The organism is Nocardioides flavescens (assembly GCF_009823805.1).
GTDB classification, from domain to species: Bacteria; Actinomycetota; Actinomycetes; order Propionibacteriales; family Nocardioidaceae; genus Nocardioides; species Nocardioides flavescens.
Genome location: NZ_WUEK01000009.1, coordinates 42,833 through 57,060, shown reverse-complemented (window position 1 = coordinate 57,060; position 14,228 = coordinate 42,833). Strand labels below are relative to the sequence as shown.

Genomic DNA, 14,228 nt, shown 5'->3' with positions numbered 1-14,228 from the left:
ATCGCAGGGCCAGGTCTCAGGCCGCTCCCCCGTCTGGGGAGCGCCGTCCGGCACCGGGGAAGGTGTGTCGGTCGGCGGTGCGTCCGCTGGTGCCGCCCGGTGGCGCCTGGCACCGGGGAAGGTGTGCCAGGAGGCCGGGTGGCGTGTCGTCCGGCACCGGGGAAGGTGTGTCGGAGGACCACGGACGCAGGAGCGGGCCGAGACCTCGCCCTGCGAGCCCCTCTTCAGTTGTGGTGGTGCCAGGTGGTGCGTGGTGGAGCGGGTCAGTTGCGGGATCAGTTGAGCGGGGCGCCGTCCTCGTCGAGGTCGGCGAAGCTCTCGGAGGCGGCCGCGTTGTAGTCGCGCCAGCGGGTGGGCTCCCAGATCTCGACGCGGTCCATCGCGCCGATCACGACGACGTCGCGGCTGATCGCGGCGTACTCCCGCAGCGGCGCCGGGATCGCGATGCGGCCCTGCCGGTCCGGCGTGACCTCCTCGGCGGAGGCGAAGAGCATGCGGATCTGGTCACGACCACTGCGTGAGGTCATGCCCTTGGACCGCGCCCGGTCGGCCTCCTCCATGAACACGTCGACGGGGAAGACGTCGAGGCACTTCTCCTGCCCCTGTGTCACCACGAGTCCCTCCGACAGTCGATCCCTGAACTTGGCCGGGAGGATCAGCCGCCCCTTCTCGTCGAGCTTGGGGGTGTAGGTGCCCATGAAGAACACCAGGCACCTCCACCGTCACGGCTGCTTCCTCCACTTTCCACCACAGTACTCCACTTCCCTCCACCGTCAACCACATTCCGCCACATTCGCCCCACTCCCCTCCCCCGCCGCGTCCCGGCGTGCCCGGAGCCGCGCTCGCGCCGCGCTCACAGCGACCACGGGCGGGGGTTGCCGCCACGCCTTACGGTTGGGGGGACGCCGTACGACGGCGCCGGGGCCCAGGGCTCCGAGACGCAGGAGCAGCCGAGGGGATCGAGACCGACGTGGAGACGCCGACCCACCTGACCCAGCCGACCGGGACGGCCGGTGCCGACCTGGAGACGCTCGCCCGCGTGGTGGGCCGGGTGCGGGCCAACATCGAGCGGGTCATCGAGGGCAAGGCCGACGTGGTCTCCTCCACCCTGGTCGTGCTGCTCGCCGAGGGGCACCTGCTGCTCGAGGACGTCCCGGGCGTCGGCAAGACCCAGCTGAGCAAGGCGCTGGCGCGCAGCATCGACTGCTCGGTGCGCCGCATCCAGTTCACGCCGGACCTGCTGCCCTCCGACGTCACCGGCGTCTCTGTCTTTAACCAGAACACCCGCGAGTTCGAGTTCCGCCCGGGCGGCGTCTTCGCCAACATCGTGGTCGGCGACGAGATCAACCGCGCCTCCCCCAAGACCCAGTCGGCGCTGCTGGAGTGCATGGAGGAGCGCCAGGTCACGGTCGACAACAACACCTACGTGCTCGAGCAGCCGTTCATGGTGATCGCGACCCAGAACCCCATCGAGATGGAGGGCACCTACACCCTCCCCGAGGCCCAGCGCGACCGCTTCATGGCGCGGGTCTCGGTCGGCTACCCGGTCGAGGCCGCCGAGATCGCGATGCTGGACTCCCACACCCGGTCCAACCCGCTCGACGACCTCGAGGCGGTCACCGACGCCGCCGAGCTGCGCAAGCTGATCAGCATCGTCGGCCAGGTCTACGTCTCACCGGCCGTGCAGCGCTACACCGTCGCCATCTCGGCCGCCACTCGCCGCAGCGAGGAGCTGAGCCTCGGTGCCTCGCCGCGCGCGACGCTCCACCTGGCGCGGGCCGCCAAGGCCCTGGCCGCGATCTCCGGACGCGACTACGTCCTGCCCGACGACGTCCGCGCGATGACCCGCCCGGTGCTGGCGCACCGTCTGCTCCCGAGCGCGGACGCCGCGATGAACGGCCGTGGCGCGCAGGCGATCCTCGACTCCGTCGTCGCGGGCGTCCCCGTGCCGGCCGGGTCCTGAGGGGCCTGAGAAGAGGTGCGTGAGGCCCTGGGCGGGCTGACGGTCCGCGGGCGGGCGTTCCTGGCCGCGGGGGTCACCGCGATCGTGTGTGCGATCGCGCTGGGCCAGCCGGCGCTGAGCCGCATCGGGGTGCTGGTGCTGGCGCTGCCGCTGGTCAGTGCGGCGTTCCTGGCACGCAGCCGCTACCGCCTGGCGCTGGTCCGCACGGTCTCCCCCCAGCTGGTGTCCGCCGGCCAGTCCGCCTCGGTCGCCCTGTCGCTGACCAACGAGGGCCGCACCCCGTCGGGGGTCCTGCTGCTCGAGGACCAGCTGCCCTACGTCCTGGGGGCGCGGCCGCGGTTCGTGCTCGAGGGCATCGGGCACGGCTGGCACCGCGAGGTCACCTACCAGATCCGCTCCGACGTGCGCGGCCGCTTCGAGATCGGCCCGGTCACGGTCCGGGTGAAGGACCCGTTCGGACTCGTCGAGCTCGGGCGGGCGTTCCGGACGACCGTCCCGCTCACCGTCACCCCGCGCACCGTGGCCCTGGCCTCGATCCCCCTCGGCGGGGTGTGGACCGGCTCGGGCGACAACCGACCCCGGGCCTTCGCCGTCGGCAGCGCCGAGGACGTCACCGTCCGCGAGTACCGCCGCGGGGACGACCTGCGCCGCGTGCACTGGCGCAGCTCGGCCCACGCCGGTGAGCTCATGGTGCGCCGCGAGGAGCAGCCGTGGGAGTCGCGCGCCACCGTCTTCCTCGACAACCGGCTGCTCGCCCACCGCGGCCAGGGCATCGCCTCCTCCCTCGAGGCCGCGGTCTCGGCCGCCGCCTCGGTCGCCGTGCACCTGACCCAGCGCGGCTTCACCGTGCGCCTGGTGACCGCGGCCGGTGAGGCCAGCTCGCGCGACTGGCACACCCGCGCCGACCGCGGTGTCGCGCCGCTCCTGGAGACCCTCGCCGTCACCACCACCGTGCCGCAGCCGCGTCTCGACACCGACTGGATCGGCGAGAACGGCGCCGACGGGCTCCTGGTCGCGGTCCTCGGTCACCTCGAGCCCCGCGACCTGCCCGTCGTACGCCGCATGCAGGCGCGCAGCGGGTCCAGCGTCGCGATCGCCCTCGACGTCGACGCCTGGGTCGGGCCCGACACCGGAGAGCGGGCCGCCGCCCAGCTGCTCGGCCGCCAGGGCTGGCGTGCTGCGGGTCTGGGCCCGAGCGACCGGCTGGACAACGTCTGGGCCGAGCTCGGCCGTGGCCGCACTCAGGCACGGCCCGGACCCGAGGCCGCGCCCACCAGCGCCAGCACCTCCAGCAGCACCGTCACCGAGGACCACTGATGCCCACCTCCGCACCCAGGTCCCGCTCGCACCCCGTCGCGCTCGTCGCGCTCGCGGCGGTCGGCGCGGCCACCACGCTGGTCTCGACGCTGAGCTGGCAGCAGTTCACGCAGGACTTCCGCTCGACGTTCTGGCCCCTGGTCGTCCTCGCCGTGGTCATCGTCGGCACGGGCGCACTGCTGCGCTGGTGGCGGGTCCCGCGTGCGCTGGTGCCGCTCGCCCAGCTCGTGGTCGCCTCGATGCTGCTGTGCCTGTTCGTGGCGGGGACCCCGTTGCCGCTCGGCGAGTCCTGGACGCGCGTGGTCGAGGCGTTCACCGCGGCGGTCGACACCGCCAACCGCTTCGCACCGCCGGTGCCGTCGGCCGCACCCCCGGTGCACCCGCTGCTGATCGCCGGCGGCGCCGCGTGCCTGCTGCTGGTCGACGTCTTCGCCTGCACCCTGCGCCGGGTCCCGCTCGCCGGGCTGCCGCTGCTGACGATCTACAGCGTGCCGGTCAGCATGGCCGGCGAGGGCCCGCACTGGGCGCTGTTCCTGCTGACCGCCGTCGGGTTCCTCGTGATGATCTTCCTCAGCGAGGCCGAGCAGATCGCCCGCTGGGGGCCCCTGCTCGTCGAGGACCGCACCGGCAGCGCGCCGCGCCCGCTGCAGTCCCGCGCGTGGCCGCGCACCGGGGCGCGGGCCATCGGCGGCACGGCGCTGGTCATGGCCGTCGTGGTGCCACTCGCCCTGCCGTCCTACGGGGTGCGCGTCTTCGAGTTCGGCACCGCCGCGGGCGGCGACCGCGACATCAAGATCGACAACCCCGCCGCCGACCTGCAGCGCGACCTCACCCGCGGCGAGGACGTCCCGCTCATCCGGCTGCGCACCGACGACCCCGACCCGTCGTACCTCCGGGTCGCGGTGCTCAACCGCTTCCGGGAGAACGAGTGGAGCTCGGGCGACCGCGAGGTGCCCGACAGCCAGCGAGCCGACGGTCAGATGCCCGCCCTGGTCGGGGTGTCGGTGGGGCTGGCCCGCCAGACCTACGACTACCAGTTCGACGCCACCCGCGACTTCGACTCGACGTGGCTGCCGACCACCGGGCAGGTCGAGCGGGTCGAGGCCGAGGGCGACTGGCGCTACGACACCTCGACGATGGACTTCCTGGCCAGCGACGACGACCTCGACACCCGGTCGCTGTCGTGGTCGCTCACCGCAGTCAAGCTCGACTACGACGCCAACGACCTCGCCGACTCCGGTCCTGCGGGCGCGCTGGTCTCGCGCGACTTCACCGAGGTGCCCGACGACATCGACGCGCGGGTCCAGCAGATCACCGACGAGGTGACGGCCGACGCCCCGAGCCGCTTCGAGAAGGCCGTGGCCCTCCAGCGGTGGTTCCGCAGCACCGGCGGCTTCACCTACGACGACTCGGTCTCCATCGGCAACGGCCAGGACGACCTCGTCCGCTTCCTGACCCCCGGCGACGGCGGACGCCGCGGCTACTGCGAGCAGTTCGCCGCTGCGATGGCGCTGATGGCGCGTCAGGTCGGCATCCCGGCGCGGGTGGCCATCGGCTTCCTGCAGCCCGACCGCGTCGGCTCCGGGACCTGGGAGTACAGCTCGCACGACCTGCACGCCTGGCCTGAGCTGTTCTTCCCCGGCTCCGGATGGGTGCGCTTCGAGCCGACCCCCGGTGACCGTGCCAGCACCGTGCCGGGCTACACCCGCCAGCAGATCGTGCCCGGCGACGACACCGCCTCCCCCTCCGCGGCCCCCTCGGCGCAGCCGCAGCAGCCGCGCGACAACACGCCGGTCGACCCCGAGCAGCAGGACGCCGACGCCGCCGGCCAGACCGGCGCGAGCGACGGTCTCGGCTGGCTCCCCCTGGCGGGCGGCGCGCTGGCCGGCGTCCTCGTCGTGCTGCTGCTGCTCGGCCCCCGCACCGTGCGCCGCCGGCGCCGCGCCCAGCGGGTCCAGCTCGGACCCGAGGAGGCCTGGGTCGAGCTCCACGACACCGCGGTCGACCTCGGCCTCCCGTGGCCGCACGCGCGCTCACCCCGTGAGACCCGCGACGCCCTCGTGCAGGTGTTCGGCGCACCCCTCGACGAGTACGCCGACGAGCGGCCCCGCCGCGGCCCCGAGACCAACCCCGACGCCGTCGCCGCGCTCGACCTCCTCGTCAGCGCCCTCGAGCGGCTGCGCTACGCCCGCGCCGACGACTCCGCCCTCGGCACCTGGCGCGCCGAGACCGAGCTCTGCGTCGAGGCCCTCCACGGCGGCGCGACCCGCCGCGCCCGGCGCACCGCCGAGTGGTGGCCCCGCTCGGTGTTCCGCAGCCGGGCCGCTGCGCCGCAGACCCGTGCCGACGTACGCGTCGACGGGGCGACCTCCGGCCGCGTCGTCGACCACGTCGGCTGACGGGTTCACCCTGCTCCGACGACGCTCGAGGAGCAGGGCCGCGCTACCGGCGGTCTGAGGAGCAGGGCCGCGCTACCGGTGGTTGAGGAGGCCCGCTAGGGCCGTCTCGAAACCACTGCTGGGCTCGAGTGGTTTCGAGACAGGACTTCGTCCTTCCTCAACCACCGCGACCACGCATCGTCGAGACCACCCACCGCCGGTCGAGCAGCGAGCGCCAGCGAGCGTCGTCGAGACGACCTCAGCCGAGGCACCTGCTCGACCTGCACCGGGGTCTCGACACGGCCCTTCTGACCTCGCACCTCGGTCAGAGGCCTTGCTCGACCACCGTCACTGTCGGTCTCCTCGTTCCTCGGAGAACGACAGTCAGAAGCCGCCCTGCTCCTTGCGGCGGCGCCACCGCTCCTCCATGCGCTCCATGAAGGAGCCCGAGGAACGGGAGGAGGAGCCACGACGGGTGCGGCGCAGCCGACCGCTGCGGCCGCCGTCGACGACACTGAAGCCACCGCGGGAGGGGTGCATGGCCGTCCGAGGGTCCGCAGAGGCCGCGTGCTGCTGGGCGCCGCGCATCGCGGTGAGCCCGATCGTGGCCGCACCGAGCATCACGACGAAGCCCGCGATGCCGATCACGAAGCCGAGCGCACCCGTGCCGCTGACGACCCCACCCATCAGCAGGGCGATGCCGGCGACGAAGGCGACGCCTGCGGCGATCGCGCGACGACGGGCAGAACGACGGAGCGTGGTGCCGCGCAGGGTGGAGGCGAACTTCGGATCCTCCTCGACGAGCGCACGCTCCATCTGCTCGAGCAGTCGCAGCTCCTCTTCGGAGAGTGGCACCTGTTCCTCCAGGGGTCCGTGCGCGGAGCGCCTCTGAGAATGCGCCTCGTCGGACGCCTCACCAGTGTAGGCAGGGCCCCCACGCGCTCACCAGCGTGTCCGCGGAATTGGTCCGTCGACTTCGTGGACCATGCCCCCACCCTCAGGCAGAACCCCTCGCCGAGCCGCTCTGCCGTCCGCTCGGGTCGAGCAGGCTCGCGGGTCGTACGGCGGACCGGCCGAACCGCTGTGCGGCCCGGTCGACGGCTCGGTCGGCGTCGGACCAGCCGTGCTCGCGCTCCCCCAGGAGGCCCTGCCGGTGCACGCTCTCGCGCGGCACGAGGCCCTCCACCCGGACGCCGACGAGACGCAGCGGAGTGCGCTGCAGCCCCAGGGCGTCGTAGAGGGCGACGGCGGCCTGGTAGAGCTCCTGGGTGACGTCGCTCGCCTCGGCGATCGTGTGCGAGCGGCTGATCGTGCGGAAGTCGGCGAAGCGCACCGTGATCGCCACGGTGCGTCCGGCGACCCCCTTCGCGCGCATCCGGCGCGCCACCCCCGCAGTCAGCGTCAGCAGCTCACGCAGCACCACCTCGCGCTCGTGCTGGTCGCGCCCGAAGGTCCGCTGCGCGCCCATCGAACGATCCGGGTCACCGCCGTGGCCGAAGACGCTCACCCGGCCCGGCGTCACCTCGCGACGGTCCGTCCCCCAGGCGAGGTCGTGGAGCTGACGCCCCAGGGCCCGCCCGACCTTGTGCTGCAGCTCCTGGACCGGGGTGCGGGCCAGATCACCGACGGTGAGGAACCCCAGTCCGTGCAGGACCGTCCGGGTCTTCTCCCCCACCCCGTAGAGGTCGCCGACATCGCGCGGGTGCAGCACCTCGACGATCTCCTCGGGACCCACCACGACCACGCCGTCCGGCTTCGCGAGCCGGCTGGCGAGCTTGGCGACCGAGATGGAGGCGGCGACCCCGACCGAGCAGGTGATCCGCTGCTCGTCGTGGATGCGGGCCCGGAGCTCCTCGGCGATCTCGCGCGGGCCTCCCAGACGCCTCGTGGCCCCGCGCACGTCGAGGAACGCCTCGTCGAGCGAGACCGCCTCCACGCGAGGGGTCACCCGGCGGAACGCCTCCATCACAGCCGCGGAGACCGCCCCGAACAGCTCGTGGTCGGCCGGCAGCCGCACCGCCTGCGGGCAGAGGCGCCGGGCGCGGGTGCCGGGCATCCCCGAGCGCACACCGAAGGCGCGGGCGGGGTAGTTGGCGGCCAGCACCACGCCGCGGTAGCCGCCACCCACGATGACCGGCACCTGCTGGAGGTCGGGTCGGTCCCGGGTCGCGACCGAGGCGTAGAAGGCGTCCATGTCGACGTGCAGGATCGGGGTCGCCAGCTCCTCCTCGGCACTCACGACGGAGACCCGACCCGCCCCGGAGCGCCGGCCCCGACCGCCGCAGACCGAGCGGCCCTGCGGTCAGCGCGTCGCGAGCAGGTGGAGCTGGGTGGCGAGGGGGAGGTACTCGGACCGGGTCGCCACGGCCTGCTCGAGGGCGAGGAGAGCCGCGGTGGTGCCGGTCTCGAGCTCGAGCAGGGCTCCGGGCACCAGGTCGGCGAAGACGCGCACGCCGTGCACCGAGCCGACGGTGAACCCGGCGTCCCCGACCAGGGTCGCGAGCTCCTCGGAGCTGAAACGTCGGAACGGCCGACCCGGGCGGGACCCCGCGAGCGGGTCGTCGAGCAGGGCGTGGGCCTGCGCGATGTGGCCGGCCATCGCCCGGGCGACGACGGCGGCGTGACGCTGGGCGGCCAGCAGGGAGAGACGGCCGCCCGCGCGCAGGACACGGGCGAGCTCGGCCAGGGCCGCGGCAGGGTCGTCGACCACCTCGAGCACTCCGTGGCACAGCACCACGTCGGCGCTGCCGTCACCGACGAGGTCGGCGAGGCTCCCGAGCTCGCCCTGGCGGCCGGCCACGTCGACGCCGAGCTCGACGGCGCGGCGGGACAGTGCCGCGAGGGCGTCGGGGCTGGGGTCGACGACGGTGACACGGTGACCGAGCTGCGCGACGCGGACGGCGAAGCCTCCGGTGCCACCGCCGATGTCGAGGACGTCGAGGGGCGGACCGTCGAGCACCGGACCGAGCGCGTGCCAGACCACCGAGGTCCGGGCGCTGTCGCGGCGTTCGCTGGCGGAGCCGGGAGGCCGGGAGGGCATGGGGAAGAGACTAGGGCGCGTCGATCGATCCCCCGCAGTCGCCCGCGCGGCCCCCGGGCGCCCGGTCCGCGACTCCCGTCGGCGGGACGTGGTGCGGATGGCATGCCTGGGGACAGCCGGTCTGCTCAGCCCACCCGGCGGGCGCCGAGGCGCTCCCCCAGGTCGGCCACGTCGGCCAGGTCGGCCCGGTCGGCCCCCTCGGCGGCGTCCCACGGCAGCGAGGCCAGGGTCGGGGCGTGCGGGACGAGCCCCAGCGACTGCTCGACGACCGCCAGGAACCTGTCGGCGTCGCGGACGAGGTCGTCGGCCTCCCGCTCGGTCACCGAGCGGGTCGAGCCCGCCTCCGCCGCGGCCCGCTTGCTCGCTCCCGCCGCGAAGAACGCTGCCCACTCACCCAGCTCGGGGGCGACCTCGGCCAGCAGCACCCAGGCATTCTTCTGCGGCCGACGGCCACTGGTGGACGGACGGGCCCGTGCCGCGAGCAGCGCGGCCGCGGCCCGCAGCGCCGAGACGTGGGCGCACGCGTAGCGCGTCGTGACCTCGTCGGCCGCCATCGCCTCGCTGAGCGACTCGGCGGCGCGGGAGAGGTAGGAGTGGGTCGTCGCCGGGAGCACGTGCGGCTGCCACGTGGGCTGCACCTCGCGCGTGCGCCGGCTCCGGCCCGTGCGCGCTGCAGCGGCGTCCTGCCTCATGCGTCCTCCCCTGCCGGCGCCGACGCGCCTCGTCCGTGATGACCTCGGTCGTGTTCGAACATCTGTTCGAACACGATCAAGGTACACCGCAGCGCCGACAGACCGTCAAGGGTCGGTCGGTGTGTCGGTGTCCGGGTCAGCTCCGGGCGAGGTCCTCGCGGCGCTCCGCGGCGCCGCTGCGCAGGTAGGCACCGGTGTCACGGTGCCACAGGAACCACACGGCGACCGCCTCGAGCGGGAACGACGCGACCGAGAGCGCCGCGAAGACCGGCGGGGCGCCTGTGCGCAGACCCGCGATCGTGCCGACGGCGAGGAAGAAGAGCAGGAGCGTGAGGCAGACGCGGGCCCAGTTGTAGCCGCCGCTCAGGAAGGCCGAGAGGACCCAGATCAGGCCGGCGACGACGATGAACATCACGACCGCGACCGGCACGAAGGCCGGCGGGTGCACGGCCCCCTCCTTGACCGCGTCGAGGCCCTGGGTCTCGAGGATGCGTCGGATGTCGCGACGCCCCTCGGCCCACGACCGGACGAGGTCGTCGCGGAGCAGGACCATGAGCACGGTCGTGACGGCGCCGAGGCCGACCACGGCAGCCAGGGCGCGACGCGCCCAGGTCAGCGACGCGGGTTGCTCGCTCATCGTGTCGGTGGCCCTTCCTAGGCTGTGCGCATGTCGTCGACGTCGTCACCATCGCCGGGCTCGGAGCACCCGTCGATCGCCCGCTTCCGCGAGGAGCACGCCCGACTCGGGGGCACCGGCGAGATCGTCATTCTGCCCGACTCCGTCCACACCGCCGCACTCGCCGCGGAGGCGCTCGGCTGCGAGGTGGGGGCCATCGCCAACAGCCTGCTCTTCGACGCGGACGACGAGCCCGTCCTGATCCTCACCTCGGGCGCCCACCGCGTCGACGTGGTCGCCACCGCGGCCCGGATCGGCGTCCGCCGGCTGGAGCGCGCCTCGCCCGAGTTCGTGCGGCACCACACCGGCCAGGTGATCGGCGGGGTCTCGCCGCTCGCGCACCCGGCGCCCGTCCCCACCTGGCTCGACCCGTGGCTGCGACGGCACGAGGTCGTGTGGGCCGCCGCCGGTCACCCGGCGGCGGTGTTCTCGACCACCGTCGACGAGCTCGTCCGGCTGACCGGCGCCCGGACCGTCGAGGTCGGGCCCGCCGACGCCGAGGCCGACGCCGAGGCCGGCGACGACGTGGTTCGCTGACGTCGTGGAGTCCCTCCCCCTGGCGTTCTCGAGCGGCTGGGCCAGCGGCGTCAACGCCTACCTCGTGGTGCTGGTCCTCGGCCTGGCCGACCGCTTCGGCGACTACGCGGACATCCCCGACGCGCTCGGTCGGTGGGACGTGCTGGCCATCGCCGGTTTCCTCTACTCGATGGAGTTCGTCGCCGACAAGATCCCTTACGTCGACTCGACGTGGGACGCGGTCTCGACGTTCATCCGCCCGACCGCGGGCGCGGTCGTCGGCGCCCTGCTGGCGGGCGACGTCGGCCCGGACGCCCGGCTCGACCAGGTGGCGCTCGCCGCGGTCGGCGGCGGCACGGCCCTCGCCTCGCACCTGGTGAAGTCGGGCGTGCGGCTGGCGGTCAACACCTCCCCCGAGCCGGTGACCAACATCGGCGTCAGCGTGCTCGAGGACTTCGCCGTGCTCGGTCTCGTGGCGCTGGCGGTGCAGCACCCACGACTCGCCGCCGGCGTCGCCGGGGTGCTGCTCCTGCTCGGACTCGTCCTGCTGGTCCTCCTCGCGCGCCTCGTGCGCCGCGGGTGGCGGCGGTGGCAGGCGAGGCGCCCCCACCCGCACGGCGCTGCGCCGTGACCGCCGCGCAGCCCACCACGGAGTCCGCCCGATGAGGATCGTGGTCGTCGGCGGCGGGCTCGGAGGACTCGCCGCCGCGGCGCGCCTGGCGAAGCTGCGCCACGAGGTGACGCTGCTGGAGGCGGGCGACGCGCTCGGTGGCGCCCTGGGAGAGGTCGTCTCCGGTGAGTTCGCGTGGGACGCCGGACCCGTCGCGACCCTGGTGCCGGCCGTCGTGCGCGACCTGTTCCGCAAGAGCGGTCGTCCGCTCGAGCGCGAGCTGGACCTCGAGCCCGTCGAGACGGTGCGCGAGCACCGCTTCGCGGACCACACGACGCTCGCGCTGCCCGGGCACTCCCGGGCCGCACAGCTGCGGGCCTTCGACGAGCTGCGCCCCGGGCTCGGTCGTCAGTGGGTGGCCCACGTCGACGCCTACACCGAGGACTGGGAGGTGCTGCGCCGCGCCTACTTCGAGAACCCCTGGCAGCCCGACGACCTGCCCCGCGAGGTGCGGGCGCGCCTCGACAGCCGCGAGAGCCTGCGCCGTCGGCTCCGACGCACCCTCAAGGACGACCGCGCGCGACTGGTGGCGGCGCACCCCTTCGTCGCGGCCGGGCACGACCCCCGCGACGTGCCCGCGTGGGCGGGGCTCGTCGCCTACCTCGAGCAGCGTTTCGGCACCTGGGCGCCCGTCGGCGGGATGGCGCGACTGGGCGACGCGCTGACCGCCCGGATGGCCACCCGACGCGTCGACGTCCGGCTGTCCACCCGGGTCCGCGACCTCGTCGTGCGCGAGGGCCGCGCCGTCGCGGTCGCCGTGGACGGCGGGGAGGTCGACGCCGACGCGGTCGTGGTGGCCGTCGACCCGCGCACCCTGCCCGCACTCGCGCCGTACGTCGCGCGCACGCTGCCTGCGATGCCGCCGGTGGTCACCCACGCCGGCCTGTCACGGCCCGTCGAGGGGCTGCCGTCGGGCGCTGGCCCCCACGAGGTGGTGCTGCACGGCGACCCGATGCTGGTCGTGCGCACCGGCGGACGCGCACCCGACGGTGCCGCCGCCGTCACCGTCCACGGGCGGGGGCGGCTCGCCGAGGACCTGCTGACCGCGCTGGCCCGCCACGGCATCGACCTGCGTCGCGACCTGGTCGTCCGCGTCGACCGCAGCCCGCGCCAGCAGGTCGAGCAGTGGGGCGGCTCGCCCTACGGCGTGCTGTGGCAAGGACGCGGCACGGTGCGCCGGCGACTCGGCCCGCGCACGCCGCTGACCGGTGTCTACACCGCTGGAGCATCGGCCACCCCCGGCGCGGGCGTGCCGTTCGTCGGCCTCTCCGGCGCCCTGGTCGCCGCCGAGATCGGGCCGGCCCGAGGCTGACCGGTCGCTCAGTCGGCGAGCGACCAGGTGACGGTGAGCGCGGCGGTGAACGTCGACTCCCCCGGCTGGAGCCCGACGTCCGCCTTCGCCGCGGCGAGGACCGGGCCGCCGGGCGGTCCGACCGGCACCGCGCCCTCGCCGATGCTCTGCACCCGGTCGAGGACGGCCCCGGCCAGGGACGCGAGGTGCTCGGCGCGCGCGGTCGCGTCGGCGTACGCCGCCTCGCGGGCCCGGCCGAGCGCCGCCGTCGGGTCGGCGACCACCAGGTCGACGCCCTCGACCACGAGCCGGTCGCCGACCTCGGCCGCGAGAGCGGCGAGGAGGTCGCCGGCCTGCTCGACCGTGGTGGTGCTCACCGCGAGCGCGTGCCGCGCCTCGAAGCCCGCCGGGCGGCCCTGGTCGTCGTGGACGGGCCAGATGGCGAGGTCCCGCGTCGCCACGCTGTGCTCCGCGGCGACGGCGACCACGCGCGCGCGGGCCGACTCGGCCCCCTCGAGCGCCTCGGTCAGCGACGACCCGCGCTGGACTGCGGCGACCCGCACGACGGCTGAGTCGGGGACAGCGCTCGCGGAGCCGTGGCCGGTCACGGTGAGGGTGCGCACCCGGTCACCGTAGCCACGGCCCCCACGGCCCGTCCTGGCACTGTCCCGGGACGGCCGGGTCCGGAGGTGCTCAGACGGTGACGTTGAGGCGCTCGAAGATCTCGAGCGTGGCCTTCGACCGGTTGAGCGTGTAGAAGTGCAGGCCCGGCGCACCGCCGGCGAGGAGCTCGTCGCACAGCTCGGCCGCGGCGTCGATGCCGGCGGCCCGCATGGCGGCGGCGTCGCCGTCGTTCTCGGCGATGCGGGCCACGACGTGATCGGGCACCTCGGTGCCGATGAGCTCGCTCTGGCGGCGGATGGCGCCGAGGTTGAGGATCGGCATGATGCCCGGGAGGATCGGGATGTCGACGCCGCGATCGCGCACCCGACGGACCAGCGCGAAGTAGTCGTCGGCGCGGAAGAACATCTGCGTCACGGCGAACTCCGCCCCCGCGCGGGCCTTGGCGACCAGCACGTCGGCGTCGGCGTCGAGGGACGCGGCCGACGGGTGCCCCTCGGGGAACGCCGCCACGCCGATGCGGAAGTCGCCGCGCCCGGCGACGAGCTCGACCAGCTCCTGGGCGTAGGTCAGGCCGCCCTCGGTCGGCGTCCACTCCGCCCGGGGGCCCTCCTGCGGGTCGCCGCGCAGCAGCATCACGTGGCGCACGCCCTCGCGGGCGTAGGCGTCGAGGATGCCCTGCAGCTCGGCGCGGGTGTGGCCGACGCAGGTCAGGTGGGCGACCGGGGTCATCGAGGTCTCGCGTGCGATCCGGCTCGTGATGCCGATCGTCTTGTCACGCGTGCCGCCACCGGCGCCGTAGGTGACCGAGACGAAGCTCGGGTCGTAGGGCTCCAGCGCGGAGATCGCCTTCCACAGCTGCTCCTCGCCGGCCTCGTCGGACGGCGGGAAGAACTCGAAGGAGAACGAGCGGTCACCCTCGTCGAGCAGCTCGCGGATGCTGCGTCCACGTCGGTCGGTCACGCGTCGATCCTAGGTCGCACAGACGGCTCCCACCGTCATCCGCACAGCCGCCGGACGCCTCCTGAGAGGTGTCTCACGTCTCGCCGGTCCGCGTGGGCGCG

At 74.3% G+C, this 14,228-nt stretch carries 14 protein-coding genes; 6 read left to right on the top strand and 8 right to left on the bottom strand.

The window, feature by feature from the left end; translation table 11 throughout:
- Window positions 1–275 precede the first annotated feature (275 nt).
- Window positions 276–698: a division/cell wall cluster transcriptional repressor MraZ gene (gene mraZ, locus GRQ65_RS14850; protein WP_160878900.1), complete on the bottom strand. Its 423-nt coding sequence runs from the start codon at window positions 696–698 to the stop codon at window positions 276–278.
- Window positions 699–970: 272 nt separating this feature from the next.
- Here mraZ and GRQ65_RS14845 point away from each other — a divergent pair, with 272 nt between their 5' ends.
- From GRQ65_RS14845 to GRQ65_RS14835, 3 genes are read left to right on the top strand one after another with little or no spacing between them, the layout of a single operon-like run.
- Window positions 971–1,963 (top strand): AAA family ATPase, encoded by a 993-nt coding sequence (locus GRQ65_RS14845; protein WP_439331867.1) that lies wholly within the window; start codon window positions 971–973, stop codon window positions 1,961–1,963.
- 15 nt (window positions 1,964–1,978) lie between these two features.
- Window positions 1,979–3,280, top strand: a complete 1,302-nt coding sequence (locus GRQ65_RS14840) for a DUF58 domain-containing protein (protein WP_160878766.1) — start codon at window positions 1,979–1,981, stop codon at window positions 3,278–3,280.
- Window positions 3,280–5,679, top strand: a complete 2,400-nt coding sequence (locus GRQ65_RS14835; RefSeq protein WP_160878765.1) for a transglutaminase TgpA family protein — start codon at window positions 3,280–3,282, stop codon at window positions 5,677–5,679. Before GRQ65_RS14840 ends, GRQ65_RS14835 begins: the two co-directional genes overlap by 1 nt.
- Window positions 5,680–6,042: 363 nt before the next feature.
- Here GRQ65_RS14835 and GRQ65_RS14830 read toward each other — a convergent pair whose 3' ends face one another.
- The 5 genes from GRQ65_RS14830 to GRQ65_RS14810 form a co-directional block, all read right to left on the bottom strand.
- Window positions 6,043–6,513 carry an SCO2097 family morphological protein gene (locus tag GRQ65_RS14830; protein WP_160878764.1) on the bottom strand — a complete coding sequence of 157 codons (471 nt, stop codon included), beginning with the start codon at window positions 6,511–6,513 and terminating at the stop codon, window positions 6,043–6,045.
- 142 nt (window positions 6,514–6,655) lie between these two features.
- Window positions 6,656–7,897 (bottom strand): DNA polymerase IV, encoded by a 1,242-nt coding sequence (gene dinB / locus GRQ65_RS14825; RefSeq protein ID WP_337191749.1) that lies wholly within the window; start codon window positions 7,895–7,897, stop codon window positions 6,656–6,658.
- A gap of 63 nt (window positions 7,898–7,960) precedes the next feature.
- On the bottom strand, window positions 7,961–8,698 hold the full coding sequence (locus GRQ65_RS14820) for a methyltransferase domain-containing protein (RefSeq protein WP_160878763.1): 738 nt from the start codon (window positions 8,696–8,698) through the stop codon (window positions 7,961–7,963).
- Between the two features lie 125 nt (window positions 8,699–8,823).
- Complete coding sequence (locus GRQ65_RS14815; protein WP_160878762.1) at window positions 8,824–9,390, bottom strand: SAV_6107 family HEPN domain-containing protein; 567 nt, start codon at window positions 9,388–9,390, stop codon at window positions 8,824–8,826.
- 136 nt (window positions 9,391–9,526) lie between these two features.
- Window positions 9,527–10,027, bottom strand: a complete 501-nt coding sequence (locus GRQ65_RS14810) for a hypothetical protein (protein ID WP_160878761.1) — start codon at window positions 10,025–10,027, stop codon at window positions 9,527–9,529.
- Window positions 10,028–10,057: 30 nt separating this feature from the next.
- Between GRQ65_RS14810 and GRQ65_RS14805 the strand changes: the two genes are divergently transcribed.
- From GRQ65_RS14805 to GRQ65_RS14795, 3 genes are read left to right on the top strand one after another with little or no spacing between them, the layout of a single operon-like run.
- On the top strand, window positions 10,058–10,603 hold the full coding sequence (locus GRQ65_RS14805; RefSeq protein WP_160878760.1) for a YbaK/EbsC family protein: 546 nt from the start codon (window positions 10,058–10,060) through the stop codon (window positions 10,601–10,603).
- Window positions 10,604–10,607: 4 nt separating this feature from the next.
- On the top strand, window positions 10,608–11,213 hold the full coding sequence (locus GRQ65_RS14800) for a DUF4126 family protein (RefSeq protein WP_160878759.1): 606 nt from the start codon (window positions 10,608–10,610) through the stop codon (window positions 11,211–11,213).
- 31 nt (window positions 11,214–11,244) lie between these two features.
- The gene (locus GRQ65_RS14795) at window positions 11,245–12,564 is read left to right on the top strand and encodes a phytoene desaturase family protein (RefSeq protein ID WP_160878758.1); all 1,320 of its coding nucleotides are present in this window, start codon (window positions 11,245–11,247) and stop codon (window positions 12,562–12,564) included.
- A gap of 8 nt (window positions 12,565–12,572) precedes the next feature.
- Here GRQ65_RS14795 and GRQ65_RS14790 read toward each other — a convergent pair whose 3' ends face one another.
- Together GRQ65_RS14790 and metF are read right to left on the bottom strand one after the other, a co-directional pair.
- Window positions 12,573–13,166, bottom strand: coding sequence for an SIMPL domain-containing protein (locus GRQ65_RS14790; RefSeq protein WP_160878757.1), 594 nt, complete (start codon window positions 13,164–13,166; stop codon window positions 12,573–12,575).
- Window positions 13,167–13,236: 70 nt separating this feature from the next.
- Window positions 13,237–14,127 carry a methylenetetrahydrofolate reductase [NAD(P)H] gene (gene metF, locus GRQ65_RS14785; protein ID WP_160878756.1) on the bottom strand — a complete coding sequence of 297 codons (891 nt, stop codon included), beginning with the start codon at window positions 14,125–14,127 and terminating at the stop codon, window positions 13,237–13,239.
- Window positions 14,128–14,228: the final 101 nt, after the last annotated feature.